The 19,220-nt window shown below is 49.8% G+C and carries 20 protein-coding genes and 1 riboswitch; of the genes, 11 read left to right on the plus strand and 9 right to left on the minus strand.

All coding sequences use genetic code 11. The features are described from left to right. Positions 1 to 93: 93 nt before the first annotated feature. The 3 genes from BEB54_RS13515 to BEB54_RS13530 form a co-directional block, all read right to left on the minus strand. Positions 94 to 153, minus strand: coding sequence for a type I toxin-antitoxin system Ibs family toxin (locus tag BEB54_RS13515; protein WP_100733770.1), 60 nt, complete (start codon positions 151 to 153; stop codon positions 94 to 96). Positions 154 to 391: 238 nt separating this feature from the next. Beyond that, positions 392 to 2,053 (minus strand): flotillin family protein, encoded by a 1,662-nt coding sequence (locus tag BEB54_RS13525; protein WP_032185149.1) that lies wholly within the window; start codon positions 2,051 to 2,053, stop codon positions 392 to 394. A gap of 26 nt (positions 2,054 to 2,079) precedes the next feature. Further along, the gene (locus tag BEB54_RS13530) at positions 2,080 to 2,709 is read right to left on the minus strand and encodes an OB-fold-containig protein (RefSeq protein WP_105276768.1); all 630 of its coding nucleotides are present in this window, start codon (positions 2,707 to 2,709) and stop codon (positions 2,080 to 2,082) included. A 269-nt stretch (positions 2,710 to 2,978) separates the two neighbouring features. Between BEB54_RS13530 and glgS the strand changes: the two genes are divergently transcribed. Then, entirely contained in the window at positions 2,979 to 3,179 is a 201-nt protein-coding gene (glgS, locus tag BEB54_RS13535; RefSeq protein WP_001296424.1) for a cell surface composition regulator GlgS, read from the plus strand. Positions 3,180 to 3,213: 34 nt separating this feature from the next. Here glgS and ubiK read toward each other — a convergent pair whose 3' ends face one another. Then, positions 3,214 to 3,513: a ubiquinone biosynthesis accessory factor UbiK gene (gene ubiK, locus BEB54_RS13540; RefSeq protein ID WP_000566827.1), complete on the minus strand. Its 300-nt coding sequence runs from the start codon at positions 3,511 to 3,513 to the stop codon at positions 3,214 to 3,216. Between the two features lie 121 nt (positions 3,514 to 3,634). After that, positions 3,635 to 3,783: riboswitch (FMN riboswitch) on the plus strand. Between the two features lie 103 nt (positions 3,784 to 3,886). Here ubiK and ribB point away from each other — a divergent pair. Together ribB and yqiD are read left to right on the plus strand one after the other, a co-directional pair. Next, on the plus strand, positions 3,887 to 4,540 hold the full coding sequence (gene ribB, locus BEB54_RS13545; protein ID WP_001076997.1) for a 3,4-dihydroxy-2-butanone-4-phosphate synthase: 654 nt from the start codon (positions 3,887 to 3,889) through the stop codon (positions 4,538 to 4,540). A 262-nt stretch (positions 4,541 to 4,802) separates the two neighbouring features. After that, on the plus strand, positions 4,803 to 4,973 hold the full coding sequence (gene yqiD / locus BEB54_RS28845; RefSeq protein WP_000469268.1) for a protein YqiD: 171 nt from the start codon (positions 4,803 to 4,805) through the stop codon (positions 4,971 to 4,973). Between the two features lie 57 nt (positions 4,974 to 5,030). On the opposite strand, the gene zupT is transcribed toward yqiD, so the two are convergent. Then, positions 5,031 to 5,804, minus strand: coding sequence for a zinc transporter ZupT (gene zupT, locus BEB54_RS13555; RefSeq protein WP_001295627.1), 774 nt, complete (start codon positions 5,802 to 5,804; stop codon positions 5,031 to 5,033). Between the two features lie 142 nt (positions 5,805 to 5,946). Here zupT and ygiD point away from each other — a divergent pair, with 142 nt between their 5' ends. Next, positions 5,947 to 6,735, plus strand: a complete 789-nt coding sequence (gene ygiD / locus BEB54_RS13560) for a 4,5-DOPA dioxygenase extradiol (RefSeq protein WP_001364330.1) — start codon at positions 5,947 to 5,949, stop codon at positions 6,733 to 6,735. A gap of 37 nt (positions 6,736 to 6,772) precedes the next feature. Here the strand turns inward: ygiD and BEB54_RS13565 are convergent, their stop codons facing one another. The 3 genes from BEB54_RS13565 to tolC all read right to left on the minus strand — a co-directional run bounded on the left by BEB54_RS13565 (position 6,773) and on the right by tolC (position 10,239). Beyond that, positions 6,773 to 7,933, minus strand: a complete 1,161-nt coding sequence (locus BEB54_RS13565) for a glutathionylspermidine synthase family protein (RefSeq protein ID WP_000442860.1) — start codon at positions 7,931 to 7,933, stop codon at positions 6,773 to 6,775. Positions 7,934 to 7,938: 5 nt separating this feature from the next. Continuing rightward, positions 7,939 to 8,610: a DUF1190 family protein gene (locus BEB54_RS13570; protein ID WP_000831543.1), complete on the minus strand. Its 672-nt coding sequence runs from the start codon at positions 8,608 to 8,610 to the stop codon at positions 7,939 to 7,941. A 147-nt stretch (positions 8,611 to 8,757) separates the two neighbouring features. After that, positions 8,758 to 10,239 carry an outer membrane channel protein TolC gene (gene tolC / locus BEB54_RS13580; protein WP_000735299.1) on the minus strand — a complete coding sequence of 494 codons (1,482 nt, stop codon included), beginning with the start codon at positions 10,237 to 10,239 and terminating at the stop codon, positions 8,758 to 8,760. 204 nt (positions 10,240 to 10,443) lie between these two features. Between tolC and nudF the strand changes: the two genes are divergently transcribed. The 5 genes from nudF to parE are packed head-to-tail and all read left to right on the plus strand — an operon-like array spanning position 10,444 to position 14,850. Next, positions 10,444 to 11,073: an ADP-ribose diphosphatase gene (gene nudF / locus BEB54_RS13585; RefSeq protein ID WP_000917127.1), complete on the plus strand. Its 630-nt coding sequence runs from the start codon at positions 10,444 to 10,446 to the stop codon at positions 11,071 to 11,073. Next, on the plus strand, positions 11,074 to 11,496 hold the full coding sequence (locus tag BEB54_RS13590) for a DUF1249 family protein (RefSeq protein ID WP_000833393.1): 423 nt from the start codon (positions 11,074 to 11,076) through the stop codon (positions 11,494 to 11,496). It abuts the gene before it with no gap. Positions 11,497 to 11,520: 24 nt separating this feature from the next. Beyond that, positions 11,521 to 12,348 (plus strand): 3',5'-cyclic-AMP phosphodiesterase, encoded by an 828-nt coding sequence (gene cpdA, locus BEB54_RS13595; RefSeq protein WP_105276767.1) that lies wholly within the window; start codon positions 11,521 to 11,523, stop codon positions 12,346 to 12,348. Then, positions 12,348 to 12,929, plus strand: a complete 582-nt coding sequence (gene yqiA / locus BEB54_RS13600; protein WP_000105733.1) for an esterase YqiA — start codon at positions 12,348 to 12,350, stop codon at positions 12,927 to 12,929. The genes cpdA and yqiA overlap by 1 nt, the downstream gene beginning before the upstream one ends. A 28-nt stretch (positions 12,930 to 12,957) precedes the next feature. Then, positions 12,958 to 14,850 carry a DNA topoisomerase IV subunit B gene (gene parE / locus BEB54_RS13605; protein ID WP_105276766.1) on the plus strand — a complete coding sequence of 631 codons (1,893 nt, stop codon included), beginning with the start codon at positions 12,958 to 12,960 and terminating at the stop codon, positions 14,848 to 14,850. A gap of 63 nt (positions 14,851 to 14,913) precedes the next feature. On the opposite strand, the gene BEB54_RS13610 is transcribed toward parE, so the two are convergent. Beyond that, positions 14,914 to 17,055 carry a TonB-dependent siderophore receptor gene (locus BEB54_RS13610; RefSeq protein WP_032185144.1) on the minus strand — a complete coding sequence of 714 codons (2,142 nt, stop codon included), beginning with the start codon at positions 17,053 to 17,055 and terminating at the stop codon, positions 14,914 to 14,916. Positions 17,056 to 17,428: 373 nt separating this feature from the next. On the opposite strand from BEB54_RS13610, the gene BEB54_RS13615 reads away from it, so the two are divergent. Both BEB54_RS13615 and BEB54_RS13620 read left to right on the plus strand, forming a co-directional pair. Then, positions 17,429 to 18,238: an ABC transporter ATP-binding protein gene (locus BEB54_RS13615; protein WP_032185143.1), complete on the plus strand. Its 810-nt coding sequence runs from the start codon at positions 17,429 to 17,431 to the stop codon at positions 18,236 to 18,238. Beyond that, positions 18,235 to 19,218, plus strand: coding sequence for a FecCD family ABC transporter permease (locus BEB54_RS13620; protein WP_032185142.1), 984 nt, complete (start codon positions 18,235 to 18,237; stop codon positions 19,216 to 19,218). Before BEB54_RS13615 ends, BEB54_RS13620 begins: the two co-directional genes overlap by 4 nt. The last annotated feature ends 2 nt before the right edge of the window (positions 19,219 to 19,220 follow it).

Below are 19,220 nucleotides of genomic sequence, written 5' to 3' on the forward strand. Positions count from 1 at the left end.
TGTGTTAATGAAACCTTCTTGACGCTGATTTTTTTTCAACCTAAAGTAAAGGAACAAGGGTAAGGGAGGATTTCTCCCCCCTCTGAATGGCCGTTAATAAGCGTGGAAACTTATCAGTAACAGCACAATCAGTATGATGACGAACTTCATCATAACCCTTTCCTTATGCAAGGCCCCTTCCTCGGGAGGGGCTTTCCCGTTTCAGCCCCTTGCTGACTCCCCGATTGTTGATGAGCGCCAGACCCCGCGCAATGCTTTCTCTTATGCAGTTTTCTCTTCCCCGAGTTGGCTCGCAAAACGCTGTAACAACCTGATCATTTGTACTTTTTAGCGGAACGCAGATATAAAAAATCCCCGGCTTTTTGGGCCAGGGATGTTCATAGTTGAAAATTTATTCTATGTTTTCTGCGACGGGAGTTGTTGAGGTTAAGGGTGAAGTCAATGCCGCCAGTGAGCCGCCTGAAACACCGATTTCATTGAGTAAGGAGTCAATCAGCGGTGCCTGTGTGCGATAAGAAAGCGCGGCTGATAACGCTTGTTCCGCCAGATTTCCTCCACCAACGCTACCTGATATTGCATCCCCTGCGGTACCACCACGGTTCAGACCATCGACCTGAATAATCTTAATACCGTCGATAGACTTCATTGGTTCCACAGATTTCTCAATTACCGCAGGGAGCGCCTGCAACAATGCCAGTTTGAATTTAAGGCTGGTTTGCTCGTCAGAAAGTACGTTGATAGCATCGTTCAGCGCACGTTGCGCTTCTGCTTCCGCCAGGCCTTTTTTACGCGTAGCTTCGGCTAACTCAACGATCGCCGCCGCCTGCATCTCTGCGGCTTCTTTCTCTGCTTTCGCCCGCACGGTCAGTTCAACCGCTTTGGTTTCTGCATCCTGCGCGGCAGCGATTAGGGCAACTTGTTTAGCACGATCGGCTTCTGCGGTCTGGCGAGTGGTTTCTACGTTTTGCTGGGCGCTTACCGCTTCTGCAAGTGCAAGGTTGGCACGCGCTTCCGCTTGTGACTGCTGTTCCGATTTGGCGGCAATAGCGATCGATTTCGTCTGGTTGGCGATTTCGGTGACCTGCTGCTGTTCGATCTCTTTAATGCGAACTTCACGTTCAGCTTCAACTTTTCTGGAACGGACGGCCTGTTCGCGGTCGATTTCCGTTTCCTGAATCTGTCGTTCAGCCAGAATTCGCGTCTGCTCTGCTTCCCGACGACGCTCGGCCTCAAAAGCCGCAATTTTCGCATTCTGCTCAGCGGTACGGGTTTTAACCTGCTGCTCCTGCTCAAGCGTCATAAACGCTTCTTGCTGTTCAATCTCCAGCTTCCGCGAAAGCGCATCACGGTTTTTCTCACGCACCGCAACTTCTACATCCTGTTCAACTTCGTTACGTTCGCGACGACGGCGCTCCGTCTCCTGCGTCAGCTTGGTTAAACCTTCGGCGTCAAAGGCGTTGTTAGGATTGAAATGTTCTTTCGACGTCTGGTTAAAGTTGGTAAGTGAAACGCTTTCCAGTTCCAGGCCGTTTTTCGACAGATCTTCAGCAACGGTATTTTGTACGCCCTGCACGAAGTTCTCGCGGGTATCCTGTAACTCATGCATGGTCATTTGTGCAGCTGTTGCACGGAGGGCATCGACAAATTTATCTTCAACCAACATACGTAAGTCTTCAGGCGACAGGGTGCGTTGCCCCAGCGTCTGGGCGGCGGTGGCAATACCTTCCACTGACGGTTTTACCCGCACAAAGAAAGCGACAACGACATCGACGCGCATACGATCTTTCGTAATCAGGCTATCAATGGTTGAGCGGCTGACTTCCAGCTTCAGAGTATTCATATTGATGGGGATTATTTCATGAAAGATCGGCATCACGATTGCGCCACCGCTCATTACCACTTTTTGCCCACCTAAACCAGTACGAACAAAAGCTTGCTCTGCCGAAGCGCGACGATAGAGCCTGGCGAAAATAATTCCAATAATAAACAGAATGCATACGGCAATAATTGCGGTAAACATCCAGGAGGGCACAGAATTAACAATATCATCCATTATTAAATTTCCTTTTGATTAATAAATTACAATATCTGGGGCCAGGGATTGTTTTCCGCCAAATATCGCGTTGCAGAAAGTCGGCAAATAATTAATACTTTGTCTCCTTTAGTGAAAGTTTTTTCTTCTTCAGGTTCCAGTAGTAAATAATGTATTTGGCCAAATTGATCGGTGAGTTTTCCTTCACAGGGGTTACCTGAAGTGGCCTGATGTCCGGTAATTAATGCCATGCAGCCAATATAATCGTCTTCTGTAATAGCAGTGCTATGATCTCGTGGTAACCAGGGCGCAATTACTTTACCGGTATAATGCACTGCAATAATCGTTAGCAGTAAACTGACAGGAACCACAAACAGATTTGTGAGTGGTGATTGCCAGACCATGATGCAGACCTGCTGTAGCAGGATGCCAATAAGGCCAAAAAAACCAGCATGTAAGCAGAGAACGACGAGAGCTGGCAATCTTCCAAAATTGAGATAATGAAGTGCCTGGCTAATATGACCTGTGGTTATGGAATCATAATGGTCAAGATGTGCATCAAGAGCACCGGAGAGCATGTGACCGCAGATAAGTGCAAAAATTTCTAAAAGGCCGATCAAAAGTACAAAAGAAATAGCGAAAAGATAAGGGGTGTTATAGTCAGCGAATAAAATCATATGTCACTCCAATGTCCATTTAGTGACGCAATATTTATTTTGCGATAATTTCCTTGCTTACATTTATCTTTGTTAATAATAACACATGTTAGAGATGTTCTGAAAGAGAAAGTCTTTTAATGTTGTTTTTTTATTTTTCACTAAAAAGTGTGATCGGGAACAATATATTTACGCACGTTATGTTTAAAGGCACTACACTGATTGGGGAATACTGAAATCAGAAAAAGCATATGGCCTTAAAAGGTATGCGATAACCGGAGGATGTGCTTATGGATCATAGTCTTAATTCTTTAAATAACTTCGATTTCCTGGCGCGTAGTTTTGCCAGAATGCACGCAGAAGGTCGCCCGGTCGATATTCTGGCCGTTACTGGTAACATGGATGAAGAACATAGAACCTGGTTTTGCGCACGTTATGCCTGGTATTGCCAACAGATGATGCAAACCAGAGAACTGGAATTAGAACATTGATATTACGGGCCGTCTGGCCCGTTTTTGTGGTGCTTTATTCTGCTTTATCAACCGGCGGGATAGCCGGAGGAGATTGAAGTTCTGCTACCGGATTATTGCGCGCTTCCAGTTCACTGATGCGCTGCTCCAGTAATGCCAGTTTCTCACGAGTCCGTAACAGGACTTGCGTCTGTACGTCGAATTCTTCGCGGCTCACCAGATCGAGACGCGTCAGCTGCGCTTGTAGGGTTTGGCGGATTTTTTTCTCCACATCTTCCCCGAACTCCCTGATTCCTTTAGGCATTGATTCGTGAACCTGGCGAGCGATTTGCTCAATTTTTTTCGGGTCAATCATTGTAGTTTCCCTGTACTGATAGGTGTTGAGTGCCATTGTAGTGCGATAAGGGTAAGTCATAAACCAGAATTATGTGAAGCTATGCGTTGCTGCCGCTAATCATTAGCGTTATAGTGAATCCGCTTATTCTCAGGGCGGGGCGAAATTCCCCACCGGCGGTAAATCAACTCAGTTGAAAGCCCGCGAGCGCTTTGGGTGCGAACTCAAAGGACAGCAGATCCGGTGTAATTCCGGGGCCGACGGTTAGAGTCCGGATGGGAGAGAGTAACGATTCTGTCGGGCATGGACCCGCTCACGTTATTTTGGCTATATGCCACCACTCCTAAGACTGCCCTGATTCTGGTAACCATAATTTTAGTGAGGTTTTTTTACCATGAATCAGACGCTACTTTCCTCTTTTGGTACGCCTTTCGAACGTGTTGAAAATGCACTGGCTGCGCTGCGTGAAGGACGCGGTGTAATGGTGCTTGATGATGAAGACCGTGAAAACGAAGGCGATATGATCTTCCCGGCAGAAACCATGACCGTTGAGCAGATGGCGCTGACCATTCGCCACGGTAGCGGTATTGTTTGCCTGTGCATTACTGAAGATCGCCGTAAACAACTCGATCTGCCAATGATGGTAGAAAATAACACCAGCGCCTATGGCACCGGTTTTACCGTGACCATTGAAGCGGCTGAAGGGGTGACTACCGGTGTTTCTGCCGCTGACCGTATTACGACCGTTCGCGCAGCGATTGCCGATGGCGCAAAACCTTCTGATCTGAATCGTCCTGGCCACGTTTTCCCACTGCGCGCGCAGGCGGGTGGTGTGCTGACGCGTGGCGGCCATACCGAAGCGACTATTGATCTGATGACGCTGGCAGGCTTTAAACCGGCTGGTGTGCTGTGTGAGCTGACTAATGACGATGGCACGATGGCGCGTGCACCAGAGTGCATTGAGTTTGCCAATAAACACAATATGGCGCTCGTGACTATTGAAGACCTGGTGGCATACCGTCAGGCACATGAGCGTAAAGCTAGCTGAAAACCGCTGCTTAATTTACCGCGTTAATCAAGAAACCGAAGCTATTACTGGCTTCGGTTTTTATTTTGCTCTTGTTATGCAAGATGTTAATTCCTCTTCTCTTTCTATGAGAAAATTTCATTAATATCAGGCATTCTTTTCCATTATGATCAAAATCATATAATTGTTCCGTTATTATGCGACCATATGAATATATCCGAAAAAGGATATGTGAATTTTATGCGCTAAATGTTTAGTATTGTTAAATATTAAGGGTAAAAGGATGTTTATCGCCTGGTACTGGATTGTATTGATTGCTCTGGTTGTGGTGGGTTATTTACTGCATTTGAAACGTTATTGTCGGGCGTTTCGTCAGGACAGAGACGCACTGCTTGAAGCGCGGAATAAATACTTAAACAGTACGAGAGAAGAGACAGCCGAGAAGGTAGAATAGGGCTTTAGTGAAGCTGGCAGAAGTTGTCCATGCGCTGGACAACTTCTGATGTTGCTTTTAACCAATTCCCGCCGTTTGTAGTAGCACTAAACTGAATCCCATCACTGACATTCCACATAGCACGCCATAGCTGGGGTTATTATTGGGGTCAATCTCTTTAGCTAGCGGCATTAATTCATCAACCGAGAGCGCCACCATAATTCCTGCAACCGCCGCCATGATTGCCGCCATGACCACCGGAGAAATCATGCTACCGAGGATTAACCACGCCAGAACACCACCAAGAATTTCTGCCAGCCCAGAAATGCCCGCCCACAAAATTGCGGTGCGTTTTGACCCCGTTGCCGCGTAAACCGGCCCCGCAACTGCCAGACCTTCAGGAATATTATGCAATGCAACAGCCAGCGCGATGCCAAAGCCCAGCTCCAGGTTACTGCTCGCCGTGACAAAGGTGGCAATGCCTTCCGGGAAGTTATGCAGACTGATGCCGAGAGTGAGCAGAATGGCTGTGCGCTTGATCGATTTTGGCAACGGCTGCACCGATTTTTGCATTAAATCCTGCGGATGCGCATGTGGCAACATGCGGTCCAGGCCAAAATAGCCAAGCAGACCGAAGATAAACATTCCATAACCCAACACAGGCGACATTCCTTCGGCGGCTAATGCGGCAGGAAGCATTTCCATTAATGAGATGAGCAACATGATCCCCGCCGCAAATCCTAGCGAAAACGCCAGTAAGCGGTTCGAGGGTTTTTGCCCGAGAACGCCGAGAAACGCGCCAATAAACGTGGCTGCCCCCGCCAGTATGGTCAGAATGAGAGGTACTGACATCGACAACTCCTTATAAATCTTCACCTTCAGGCAGATCGTCAAAATAACTGATGATCATCATCATTGTTATCCGGGTTCTTACTCCGCCGAACAAGCGTATTGTGAGGATATCAAAATGACACCTTTAGTTAAGGATATCATCATGTCTTCAACACGTATGCCAGCATTGTTTTTAGGTCACGGTAGTCCGATGAACGTGCTGGAAGATAATTTGTATACCCGCAGCTGGCAGAAGTTGGGGATGACATTGCCACGCCCACAAGCGATTGTGGTGGTTTCGGCTCACTGGTTTACCCGTGGAACTGGAGTGACCGCGATGGAGACGCCGCCCACGATTCATGATTTTGGCGGTTTTCCGCAGGCGCTGTACGACACCCATTATCCTGCTCCGGGTTCGCCTGCGCTGGCACAGCGTCTGGTTGAGCTGTTAGCGCCGGTCCCTGTGACGCTGGATAAAGAAGCCTGGGGCTTTGACCACGGTTCCTGGGGCGTGCTGATTAAGATGTATCCTGACGCCGATATCCCAATGGTGCAGTTGAGCATCGACAGTACCAAACCTGCCGCCTGGCACTTTGAGATGGGGCGTAAACTGGCGGCTCTGCGAGACGAAGGAATAATGTTGGTCGCCAGCGGTAACGTGGTGCATAACCTGCGTACGGTGAAGTGGCACGGTGATAGTTCACCGTATCCGTGGGCGATGTCGTTTAATGAGTATGTGAAAGCGAATCTGACGTGGCAAGGGCCGGTAGAGCAGCATCCTCTGGTGAATTATCTCGACCATGAAGGTGGCGCGTTATCGAACCCAACGCCAGAGCACTATCTGCCGTTGTTGTATGTCTTAGGTGCGTGGGATGGGCAGGAGCCAATTACCATTCCGGTCGATGGTATAGAAATGGGCAGTTTAAGTATGTTGTCGGTGCAGATAGGCTAATAATTACCGGATGGCGAGTGCCATCCGGTATCATGGCTTATTCAACAAAAATATGTGGATAAAACCGAGACATATCCTGGGTGATCAATGCACGGTCTTCACGAATGCCAATTCCGGCAGGTTGATCGTTCACCAGCCAGCTACCAATCAGCATATAGCTGTCGCCGAATTTCGGTAACGGGTGGAATTGCTGAACAATCATCCCTTCTTCGCCATACGGACCTTCCGCTGCTTCAATGGTTTTGCCGTTCTCAATGATCGACACGTTTGCGCCTTCACGGGAGAAGATCGGTTTAACCACATATTTTTCCATTTGCGGATGATCATCTTCCGCAAAATAAGCGGGCAGCAGGTTCGGGTGATTCGGGAACATCTCCCACAGTAGCGGCAGAAGCGCTTTGTTGGAGATAATGCTCTTCCACGCCGGTTCCAGCCAGCGTACGCCTGCATCCTCCAGCTTGGTGGAGAACATCTCACGCAGCATAAATTCCCACGGATACAGCTTGAACAGGTTAGAAATCACCTGATCCTGTAAATCCGTGAACTGACCTTTTTCGCCTAAACCGATATCGTCGATGTAGAGGAATTCAGTAGCGATTTCAGCTTCTGTCGCGCAGTCCTGCAAATACTGAATGGTTCCGCGATCTTCCACCGTGTCGCGACAGCAGGTGAGATGCAGCAACTGGAAGCCATACTGTTCACGCAGCTCGACAAAGCGATCGATCAGCTTCTCTTGCAGACTGTTAAACTGGTCGCTGCCTTCCGGCAGGTTACCGGCGTTAAGCTGATCTTCCAGCCAGATCCACTGAAAGAACGCCGCCTCGTATAGTGAGGTTGGCGTATCGGCGTTATTTTCCAGAAGTTTAGGTTCGCCAGTGCCATCCCACGCCAGATCGAGACGCGAATAAAGCGACGGCTGGTGAGTCAGCCATGACTGGCGCACAAAACTCCAGGTATGTTTTGGAATGCGGAATTTAGTCATCAGCTCATCGCTGGCGATCACTTTTTCCACCACTTTCAGGCACATCTGGTGCAGTTCGGCGGTGACTTCTTCCAGCTTTTCAACCTGGGCGAGGGTCAACTTGTAGTAAGCATCTTCACACCAGTATGGCTCTCCGTACATGGTGTGAAAATTGAAACCGTATTCGTGGGCTTTTTCGCGCCAGTCCGGACGCTCGGTAATACTGACTCTTTCCATCGGTATCAGCCACCCATTGAACGAGAAGAGGTGCCAGTTGCGCTACGCTGCATGGTGCTTTGTTTGGCAACAGATTCACCAAAGCCACCGCGGGTAACGGTAGTGGTGGTCGCCGGTTTTGGTGCCATGGCTGTCTTCGGTACGGTCATGGTGCGGCCTGGCTGAGCTGCGCCATAGTTTTTACCGGTGGCATCAGTATATTTACCGTAAGCCGGGCTGGCTGGGTTTTTCGAGGAGAACAGCGGTTGTTGTGCAAAGCCCGCGCCGCCGCCCATCAAACGTCCCATCATGTAACCTGCCATCAGCGGCATCCAGAAACTCCCGCTGGATTGCTGGGCCTGCGCCTGATTTTCAGGTGCCATGCCAGCCTGGGCTGGTGCCTGCTGGCACTGACCTTCACCAAATTCGGCAACACAGTCTTCACGTGTGGCGTATTTCGGCGCAGTACGTTCGGCTTCTTTCAGCGCATTGTTATACGCAGTGGTACATTCTGCGCTTTTGCCTGGGTTTGCGGCTGAGCAGTCATCAGCATTTTGATACAGAGACACTGTCTCATCACTCTTTTCACAGCCTGCCAGCATAAAAACAGTGGCAACAGCAAGAGCGACAGGTGTCAGATGGCGTGCGCTCCAGTTTTTGCGGAACGATGCGTGGCGTATGGATTTTGTCCGTTTCATTTTTGTCTTCCGGGACCAGTGGTAAATACCCATCAGAATAGAGGATGGCTGGTCGAAATTGAAGCGGGAAGGGGGAAGAATGCGGCAGATAACCCGTATCTTTACGTTGCCTTACGTTCAGACGGGGCCGAAGCCCCGTCGTCAGCATCAGTTACGGAAAGGGTTATGACCGTTACTGGTAGTCGTGCGTGCGGATGCTTGCTGAACGGCTGGGGCTGGGCTATCTGGTGCATAACCATCAGCAATAGCATTTTGTTCTGGCGTTTGCGGCGCAACGTTTTCTGGATTAGTGGAAACCGGTTTGCTCAGCGCATTGTTCAGTGCCAGCAGATCCTGCTCGTTCAACGTACCCAGAGCTGATTTAATATTCAACTGGTTAATCAGGTAGTTATAACGCGCATTCGCCAACTCTTGCTTGGCGTTGTACAGCGTGGTGGTCGCATCCAACACATCAACAATGGTACGCGTACCGACCGAGTAGCCCGCTTCCATCGCGTCTAATGAGCTTTGAGCGGAAACTACGGCTTGTTTGTAGGCGTTAATGCTACTGATAGAAGCATTAATGTTGTTGAATGAGGAACGTACGGTTTGCACGACGCTACGATGGGCGCTTTCCAGTTGCTCACTGGCACCAACAAAGTTGTACTGGGCCTGTTTCACCTGCGAGTTAACCATTCCGCCCTGATAAATCGGCAGCGAGAAGCTCAGGCCAACTTTGTTCTGGCCCATATTGCTATCGTCATACTGGGTACCAGCGGCACCACGGGTTTTCGAACCGCTATATGAGGTGTCAGATATCCCGGTAGAAGCCGTTAAATCCAGAGTCGGTAAGTGACCATCCTGCGCCTGGCGAATTTGCTCGCGCGCCAGGTCTTGGCTCAAGCGTGCCTGTAACAGCGACAGGTTGCGTTTTTCGGCTTCTTTCAGCAGCGCGTTAACCGGCTGCGGTTTGTCGGTTTTAAAGTTTTCGACATTCAGCGCCGCCAGTTCCGGATAATAGTTACCGGTGATCTGACGCAGTTGCTCTACAGCGTTATCGAGGTTATTACGTGCGGTCACTTCATTCGCCAGCACGGTATCGTACTGTGCACGGGCGTTCTGCACGTCGGTGATCGCCACCAGGCCCACGTTAAAACGTTGAGTGGTTTGATCTAACTGACGGTAGATCGCTTCTTTTTGCGCCTGTGTATAGGAAAGAACGTCAATCGCATTCAACACGTTGAAATAAGCGGTCGCGGTGTTGAGGATCAAGGTTTGTTGATCGGTCTGATACGTGACGTCCTGAATACCCGCTGCTTTTTCCTGTAGCGTTAACGCACGCCATTTTGACATATCAAAAATGGATTGAGTTAACTGCAGGGACGCACTGGTCGCGTTAGAGTTGATGCCGTTCGCGTCGCGGTAGCCGTTGCTATAGGTGTAATCTGCACCTAAACCTAGCTGTGGCAGTAATGGACTGCGCGCTTCATTAATTTTTTCAAAGGCAGCATCACGATCGGCGGCAGACTTACGCAATTCCGGGTTACTAAGGCGTGCTTGCTGATAAACTTGCATCAGGTTCTCGGCCTGGCTCAACGTACTGAACCCAGAAAGGCTCAGGCCGATAAGAATGGGGAGCAATTTCTTCATTTGCATTCCTTGTGGTGAAGCAGTATTTAGCGCGATCAAACTGTAAAATTATTGCGGATTCTAGCAGAAGCCGCTACCGCAAAAGGTTGGCGTTACGTGCCATAGGGCGTTAATGTGCCTCAATTTAACACATGACTGCTCAAACGGCAGTCAAACGTCGCTGAAATTCACATTTAATTCACTATTAGTGCCAGGACATTAACAATGCTTAAGCCAGACAACCTGCCCGTTACTTTTGGCAAAAACGATGTTGAAATTATTGCACGAGAAACACTTTATCGCGGCTTTTTTTCATTAGATCTTTATAGATTTCGTCATCGTCTATTCAACGGGCAAATGAGTCGTGAGGTACGGCGGGAAATTTTTGAGCGCGGTCACGCCGCAGTCTTGCTACCCTTTGACCCAGTGCGCGATGAAGTTGTGCTGATTGAGCAGATTCGGATTGCCGCGTATGACACCAGCGAAACCCCCTGGCTACTGGAGATGGTGGCCGGGATGATTGAAGAGGGTGAAAGTGTGGAAGATGTCGCCCGTCGCGAAGCGATTGAAGAGGCGGGACTGATAGTCAAACGGACCAAACCGGTGTTAAGTTTCCTGGCAAGCCCTGGGGGCACCAGTGAGCGTTCGTCAATTATGGTGGGCGAAGTGGACGCCACGACCGCAAGCGGTATTCACGGTCTGGCTGATGAAAACGAAGATATTCGCGTTCATGTGGTAAGCCGGGAACAGGCATACCAATGGGTAGAAGAGGGGAAAATCGACAACGCAGCGTCGGTCATCGCTTTGCAATGGCTGCAGCTGCATCATCAAGCGTTAAAAAATGAGTGGGCATAAATGAAGCGTTACACACCTGACTTTCCTGAAATGATGCGCCTGTGCGAGATGAACTTTTCACAATTGCGGCGTTTGTTACCGCGCAATGACGCACCCGGCGAAACTGTAAGCTATCAGGTGGCAAACGCACAATATCGGCTAACGATTGTGGAATCGACCCGATACACTACCCTGGTGACAATCGAACAGACTGCGCCCGCGATCAGTTACTGGAGCCTTCCGTCAATGACGGTGCGTCTGTATCATGACGCGATGGTGGCTGAAGTGTGTTCAAGTCAGCAGATTTTTCGCTTCAAAGCGCGGTATGATTATCCTAATAAAAAGTTGCATCAACGCGACGAAAAGCATCAAATTAACCAGTTTTTAGCGGACTGGTTGCGATACTGTTTAGCACATGGAGCGATGGCGATTCCGGTTTATTAGCGTCGTGAAACCTAAGGACACCATTTGGAAAGCCTGTTAACCCTTCCTCTGGCTGGTGAGGCCAGAGTCAGGATTTTACAAATTACCGACACTCACCTGTTTGCGCAAAAGCACGAAGCCCTGTTGGGGGTAAATACCTGGGAAAGCTACCAGGCGGTGCTGGAGGCGATTCGTCCACACCAGCACGAATTCGACCTGATTGTCGCGACCGGTGATTTAGCGCAGGATCAATCCTCTGCGGCCTATCAGCATTTCGCTGAAGGCATCGCAAGTTTTCGTGCGCCCTGCGTCTGGCTGCCGGGCAACCACGATTTTCAGCCTGCGATGTACAGCGCGCTACAGGATGCGGGGATTTCCCCGGCGAAGCGGGTGTTTATTGGTGAGCAATGGCAAATCCTGTTGCTGGATAGCCAGGTGTTTGGCGTGCCGCACGGTGAGCTGAGCGAGTTTCAGCTTGAGTGGCTGGAACGTAAACTGGCCGATGCGCCAGAACGCCATACGTTGCTGCTGCTGCACCATCATCCGCTACCTGCGGGTTGTAGCTGGCTCGACCAACACAGTCTGCGTAACGCGGGCGAACTGGATAACGTGCTGGCGAAGTTTCCGAACGTTAAATACTTGTTGTGTGGACATATCCATCAGGAGCTGGATCTCGACTGGAATGGTCGCCGCCTGCTGGCAACGCCATCGACCTGCGTGCAGTTTAAGCCGCACTGTTCCAACTTCACGCTGGACACCATAGCGCCTGGTTGGCGTACGCTGGAACTCCATGCCGATGGCACGTTGACCACCGAGGTGCACCGCCTGGCAGACTCCCGTTTCCAACCAGATACCGCTTCAGAAGGTTACTGATGTCGACGCTTCTTTATTTACACGGTTTCAATAGTTCGCCGCGTTCTGCGAAAGCGAGCTTGTTGAAAAACTGGCTGGCGGAACATCACCCTGACGTTGAGATGATCATTCCGCAGTTGCCGCCGTATCCTTCCGACGCGGCAGAACTGCTGGAATCCATTGTCCTGGAACATGGCGGCGATTCACTGGGGATCGTCGGTTCATCACTGGGGGGATATTACGCCACCTGGTTGTCGCAATGTTTTATGCTGCCCGCCGTGGTGGTAAACCCAGCGGTGCGCCCGTTTGAACTGTTGACGGACTATCTCGGTCAGAACGAGAACCCCTACACCGGGCAGCAATATGTGCTAGAGTCACGCCATATTTACGATCTCAAAGTCATGCAGATTGACCCGCTGGAAGCGCCGGATTTGATCTGGCTGCTGCAACAGACGGGAGATGAAGTGCTGGATTACCGCCAGGCAGTTGCGTATTACGCCTCCTGCCGCCAGACGGTGATTGAAGGCGGTAACCACGCATTCACGGGCTTCGAAGATTATTTCAACCCGATCGTCGATTTTCTTGGTCTGCACCATCTCTGACGATCAACTCGAATTGCTAACTTAAACCATGACGCAAACTTATAACGCTGATGCCATTGAGGTACTCACCGGGCTTGAGCCGGTTCGCCGCCGCCCGGGGATGTATACCGATACCACGCGCCCTAACCATTTGGGGCAAGAAGTCATTGATAACAGTGTCGATGAAGCACTGGCGGGTCACGCGAAACGCGTGGACGTTATTTTACATGCTGACCAGTCGTTAGAAGTGATTGATGATGGTCGCGGGATGCCGGTGGATATTCACCCTGAAGAAGGCGTTCCGGCGGTCGAACTGATTCTTTGCCGTTTGCACGCGGGTGGTAAATTTTCTAACAAAAACTACCAGTTCTCTGGCGGCCTGCATGGCGTGGGGATTTCGGTGGTTAACGCCCTGTCGAAGCGCGTAGAAGTTAACGTACGCCGCGATGGTCAGATCTATAACATCGCCTTTGAAAATGGCGAAAAGATACAGGATTTGCAGGTTGTGGGCACTTGCGGTAAACGCAATACCGGTACCAGCGTGCACTTCTGGCCGGATGAAGCCTTCTTTGACAGCCCGCGTTTCTCTGTTTCACGCCTGACGCATGTGCTGAAAGCCAAAGCGGTACTGTGCCCGGGCGTTGAGATCACTTTTAAAGATGAGATCAACAACACCGAACAACGCTGGTGCTATCAGGACGGTCTGAACGATTACCTGGCGGAAGCGGTAAACGGTTTACCGACGCTGCCGGAAAAACCGTTTATCGGTAATTTCGCTGGCGATACTGAAGCGGTGGACTGGGCGCTACTGTGGCTACCGGAAGGCGGAGAACTGCTGACCGAAAGCTACGTCAACCTGATTCCTACGATGCAGGGCGGTACGCACGTTAACGGTTTGCGTCAGGGCCTGCTGGACGCAATGCGCGAGTTCTGTGAATACCGCAACATTCTGCCGCGCGGCGTGAAGCTGTCGGCGGAAGATATCTGGGATCGCTGCGCCTATGTGCTGTCAGTAAAAATGCAGGATCCACAGTTTGCCGGGCAGACCAAAGAGCGCCTCTCCTCGCGTCAATGTGCGGCATTCGTTTCTGGTGTAGTGAAAGATGCTTTCATCCTGTGGCTGAACCAGAACGTTCAGGCGGCTGAACTGTTGGCAGAAATGGCGATTTCCAGCGCCCAGCGTCGTATGCGTGCGGCCAAAAAAGTGGTGCGTAAAAAGCTGACCAGCGGTCCGGCACTGCCCGGAAAACTGGCTGACTGTACCGCGCAGGATCTTAACCGCACCGAACTGTTTCTCGTGGAAGGTGACTCCGCAGGCGGCTCTGCCAAGCAGGCGCGCGATCGTGAATATCAGGCGATCATGCCGCTGAAAGGTAAGATCCTTAACACCTGGGAAGTCTCTTCTGATGAAGTGCTTGCTTCGCAGGAAGTGCACGATATTTCGGTAGCGATCGGTATCGATCCTGACAGCGACGATCTTAGCCAACTGCGTTATGGCAAGATCTGTATTCTGGCGGATGCGGACTCCGATGGTCTACACATTGCCACGCTGCTTTGCGCTTTGTTTGTAAAACACTTCCGCGCGTTGGTGAAACACGGTCACGTTTACGTTGCTCTGCCACCGCTCTACCGTATTGACCTTGGAAAAGAGGTTTATTACGCACTGACAGAAGAAGAAAAAGAGGGCGTGCTCGAGCAATTAAAACGCAAGAAAGGCAAGCCGAACGTTCAGCGTTTTAAAGGTCTGGGGGAAATGAACCCGATGCAATTGCGCGAAACCACGCTTGATCCGAATACTCGCCGTCTGGTGCAGTTGACCATCGATGATGAAGACGATCAGCGTACTGACGCGATGATGGACATGCTACTGGCGAAGAAACGCTCGGAAGATCGCCGTAACTGGTTGCAAGAGAAAGGCGACATGGCGGAGATTGAGGTCTGATAATCCTCCCGCCAGAAGAATAAAACATAGCCCGGTATACAAGTGTATACCGGGCTTTTTTGATCAAAATTCCATTTTCACCGTGAATTGCACTTCACGAGGATCGCCAATCTGGTTGCCCAGATTATTTGTGGCGATGGAAGAGGTGTAATACGTTTTATCAAACAGGTTTTTGACGTTTAATTGCAGTGTGACCGGATACTGCAATTTCATTTTGTATGCGGCGAAGGCATCGGCAACAAAATAGCCTGGCAGATAATAGTCAGCCCCATTGGTTGCCGAACGACGGCTTACACCATGTCCACCACCGCCAAATGTCAGCGTATTATTGCCTGGCATGTTATGAATATCATAGGTCAGGAATAGCGAACCGGTATGACGAGGAACATTCGGCAATGGTTTACCTGCATAATCAGGATCCTCCAGAACCTTAGCATCGGTATAGCCGTAGCTGGCAATGATATTAATGTTTTCAGTTAATGCTCCCGCAAGGTCGACTTCTACCCCTCTTGAACGAACACGGCCTGCCGTTTTGGCAATGGTTTCATCACCAACACTTTCGGTATACAACACATTACGTTTATGGATATCAAACAGCGCAATATCTGCGGTGATACCATCGAATAGCTCGAATTTTGCCCCGACTTCGTAAGCATTAGATGATTCTGGTGGCAGATCGCCAATGTAGCTGGCAATTGACGATTGCGGCATAAATGTTTGCGAATAATTGGCAAATAAGGATACCGATGGCGTCAGTTTGTAGACCAATCCCAGTTTGGGAGTCCATTGTTCATCGCGGCTGTCAGTATTGACATTAAAAGGACGGCCTTTACCCGCATACTGCGTGTAATACTGATAGCGGATCCCAGCGACAGCAATCCAGTTATCGGTCAGATAGAGTGCGTCCTGTGCATACGCTGAGTAGCTCTCCTGTTTGATCGTCTGATCACTGTCCGACGCCGAAACCGTTGTGCATTTGCTGGTAATACCATAAACGGGGTTGTAGATATTGAAATCTTTAGCTTTTTTACAGCGAATCATATCTGTGCGCAGAAGATCATAATATTCATATGACACCCCACCCAGAATCTCATTATAGAATCCAGCAACATCAACATTCCCTTGCAGATCCGCACGAGTAGCATGCATACGCTGGGTAGATCCCTGAGTTGCATCAACACGCCGTGTCAACGTTCCTGTTGTGGCATCATACGCGGTAACGCGAGCTTGATTATCGCTGTATTTATCCTGGCTGTAGCTGTAATCAAAGCGCGCTGTCCACTGGCTATTGAGATGATATTCTGCGTTGAGTTGCGCCAGATCGGACTGACCATCTGTAATATTAAACGGTTCGTCGAAACGTATTTTTCGATCAACGTTTACGGGCTGTTTCGTCGTAAGATCGAAAATCGTTCCACGATCGAACGGCGTTTTATAATCCCGATGAGAATAGAGCATGGTTACTGTTGCATTATTACCAAACCAGGTGAGTGATGGAGCAATAAATGTACTGCGCTCTTTACCGAAGTTTCGCCAGTAATCTTCATCCTGCACTTCCCCGGTAAGGCGATACGCCAGCTGAGTGCCTTCAATGGGACCTGTGATATCCAATTGCCCAGTGCCTCCGCCAAAACTGGAGGAAGTGGCTGAGACAGTACCATGGAATGTTTTTTCCGGGCGCTTTGTCACGACGTTAATCAGTCCGCCAGGATCGAGAATGCCATACAGCGTGGAGGCCGGACCTTTTAGCACTTCCACACGTTCTGTGGCGGCGTTGAAACTGCGAGGAAGTACAGTTCGCAGGCCGTTGGTCATGATGGAGCCATCCCGGTTAGCACCAAACCCACGACGTACAAAAGCATCCTGAGTCCCGCCTAATGTATTGGTCTGTACCACGTTACTGACGTTATAAAGTGCCTCATCCAGCGTCGTCGCATTCTGATTTTCCAGAACTTGATCGCTAACCGTATTGACCACCTGCGGGATATCCAGCATCGGCATATCGGTTAATGTCGCCGTGGAGGTGCTCAGAGGTTGATAACCATCGGTCGCCTCAGTTGCGGTATTTGCATCCGCTGTAACAGTGATTGTTTCGCCATCTTTGGTCGTTACAGTGTCGGTTGCATGAATCATCGGTGCTGCAAAGAGCAGTGAAAAGAGCGCTCGACCTTTGAGTCCTGAGAATGAAGGTGTGAACATAGCCATTTAGTCTGTTATCCCAAAAACTCGCGGATTGTCGCGAGTGAAAATTGTTTCTTATTGCTCACTAAGCACTATCCGTTTGTTATTTCGCCATCGGATATGTAATTGAGAATCATTCAATCACGCGGTAATGTAGTAGTAAATGAGAAATAACAAAAAATTGCTACATGTGTTTTTATGAAAGGTTTATACAATTTAATTGTTTTTAATTTATTGATATTTAATGTTTTTATTTTTATGTGCAAAAATATTTTACCTGTTATTTACCTTGTTTTTGTGTGGCTTTTAACTGCTTGACTACTACATTTTGTGGCGTCAAACTCTCAAAGGAGAATGAGTTTTATTTTTGTTTGTCTTTGATTAAGTTGGCGTACACGTGGCACATAACGCAAAAGGGCAGGGGCTGATCCTCGACAATGTTTCTGCCGGGTATCACAAGAAAATCATTGTTGATGGTGTTTCTTTCTCCGTTCCCACAGAAAAAATGACCGTTCTGGTTGGGGCAAACGGCTGTGGAAAGTCGACGCTGCTCAGCACCATTGCTCGTATCTTGCATCCCATGGGCGGTTCGATATTGCTTGATGGCAACGCGATTCACGAGCAACCAACGAAAGCGTTATCCCGTAGACTTGGGATCTTGCCGCAGTCGCCATTATTGCCGGAGGGCTTAACCGTTTATGAACTGGTGTCGCGTGGGCGTTTTCCCTGGCAGAATTTCATTCGTCAATGGAGCGACGCCGATGAGCTGGCGGTAGAAGAGGCCCTGAAATTAACGGGTACGCAGGAGTTTGCACATTTACCTGTTGAAAAACTCTCTGGTGGGCAGCGCCAGCGTTGCTGGATTGCGATGGTGTTGGCGCAAAAGACGCCTTATATCCTGCTGGATGAACCCACAACCTGGCTTGATTTACGTTATCAGGTTGAAATTCTTGAGTTATTACATGATTTAACGCGTCATCACGGGCGTACAGTCGTCGTGGTGTTGCATGATCTGAATTTTGCCGTCAATTATGGCGATACGTTGATATTTTTACGCCAGGGGAAAGTGGTGCGTGTGTTGAATGAGGGGGAGCATTGCACGCCTGAGCTGGTAAAAGCGGTCTTTGACGTTGATGTTCACGCATCAATAAATCCTCTGACGGGAAAGCCGTTCTTCATGCCGTTTCGTGGTGTAGAAAAAGTATGATGCGCACAGGGCTGGTTACTGTAATTTTCCTCGCCTTACTGCTGGTGGGATGCGTGGTATATCCAGGGATTGGTGCCCGATTTATTGCACCACAAACGGTGTTGCAGGCATTTCTTCATTTTGATCTGCAAAACTTCGATCACAACGTAATTGTAAGACTCCGTTTGCCGCGTTTAGCGGCAGCATTGCTTACCGGTGCTTCTCTTGGCGTTGCTGGTGCTTTGTTGCAGGCTGTCATTCGTAACCCATTGGGGGAGCCACATATTTTAGGCTTAAATGCCGGAGCCGCTCTTGCTGTCGTTGCCGCCAGTGCGCTTGGACTGGCCTTTCCGATTGGACGCCCACTGCTGGCATCTACGGGGGGCGCGTTATTGTTCCTGTTGATATTGCTGCTTTCCTCCGCAGGGCGTTCAGGGTTAACGCCAATGAAAGTTACTTTATGCGGCGTGGCGCTATCGGCGTTCGTGTCCTCAATAACGGCTGCAATCCTGATTCTTGACGAACAAACACTGCTGGCGATGCGGACATGGCTAGCAGGTGATTTAGCGGGGCAGGATTGGGCGACGCTGGGTACGTCCGCCTGGTTTTCTCTGGGGGGATTTGTGTTAGCCCTTTACCTTGCACCCTCCCTTAACATGTTGGCACTGGGCGATCGCATGGCGCAGGGGCTGGGCGTCTCTGTATTCCGCACGCGAACATTCACCCTGCTTGCGATCGCGTTGCTCTGTGGCGCAGCCGTATCGATTGCTGGCCCCATTGGTTTTGTCGGCCTGCTAGTACCGCAGATTGTCCGGCGTCTGGTATCAGCGGATCTGCGCGTTCTGCTCCCTCTTTCAGCTTGTGTCGGCGCACTTTTGTTATTACTGGCAGATATTATTGCCCGTACGCTTTTCACGCCCCATGAGTTAGCGACCGGTGTCATGACGGCGTTAGTTGGTGCGCCTGTTTTTGTCATTATGGCGACGAGGATGTTCAAATGAGT

The organism is Escherichia sp. MOD1-EC6021 (assembly GCF_002965245.1).
Lineage (GTDB): Bacteria > Pseudomonadota > Gammaproteobacteria > Enterobacterales > Enterobacteriaceae > Escherichia > Escherichia coli_F.

Coding starts and splice junctions, on each gene's coding strand:
- BEB54_RS13590 (WP_000833393.1), top strand. CDS start 11,074: ATGAAGCGTTACACACCTGACTTTCCTGAAATGATGCGCCTGTGCGAG.
- tolC (WP_000735299.1), bottom strand. CDS start 10,239: ATGAAGAAATTGCTCCCCATTCTTATCGGCCTGAGCCTTTCTGGGTTC.
- yqiA (WP_000105733.1), top strand. CDS start 12,348: ATGTCGACGCTTCTTTATTTACACGGTTTCAATAGTTCGCCGCGTTCT.
- BEB54_RS13565 (WP_000442860.1), bottom strand. CDS start 7,933: ATGGAAAGAGTCAGTATTACCGAGCGTCCGGACTGGCGCGAAAAAGCC.
- nudF (WP_000917127.1), top strand. CDS start 10,444: ATGCTTAAGCCAGACAACCTGCCCGTTACTTTTGGCAAAAACGATGTT.
- BEB54_RS13620 (WP_032185142.1), top strand. CDS start 18,235: ATGATGCGCACAGGGCTGGTTACTGTAATTTTCCTCGCCTTACTGCTG.
- BEB54_RS13525 (WP_032185149.1), bottom strand. CDS start 2,053: ATGGATGATATTGTTAATTCTGTGCCCTCCTGGATGTTTACCGCAATT.
- BEB54_RS13530 (WP_105276768.1), bottom strand. CDS start 2,709: ATGATTTTATTCGCTGACTATAACACCCCTTATCTTTTCGCTATTTCT.
- glgS (WP_001296424.1), top strand. CDS start 2,979: ATGGATCATAGTCTTAATTCTTTAAATAACTTCGATTTCCTGGCGCGT.
- yqiD (WP_000469268.1), top strand. CDS start 4,803: ATGTTTATCGCCTGGTACTGGATTGTATTGATTGCTCTGGTTGTGGTG.
- ubiK (WP_000566827.1), bottom strand. CDS start 3,513: ATGATTGACCCGAAAAAAATTGAGCAAATCGCTCGCCAGGTTCACGAA.
- BEB54_RS13570 (WP_000831543.1), bottom strand. CDS start 8,610: ATGAAACGGACAAAATCCATACGCCACGCATCGTTCCGCAAAAACTGG.
- parE (WP_105276766.1), top strand. CDS start 12,958: ATGACGCAAACTTATAACGCTGATGCCATTGAGGTACTCACCGGGCTT.
- ribB (WP_001076997.1), top strand. CDS start 3,887: ATGAATCAGACGCTACTTTCCTCTTTTGGTACGCCTTTCGAACGTGTT.
- ygiD (WP_001364330.1), top strand. CDS start 5,947: ATGTCTTCAACACGTATGCCAGCATTGTTTTTAGGTCACGGTAGTCCG.
- zupT (WP_001295627.1), bottom strand. CDS start 5,804: ATGTCAGTACCTCTCATTCTGACCATACTGGCGGGGGCAGCCACGTTT.
- BEB54_RS13610 (WP_032185144.1), bottom strand. CDS start 17,055: ATGGCTATGTTCACACCTTCATTCTCAGGACTCAAAGGTCGAGCGCTC.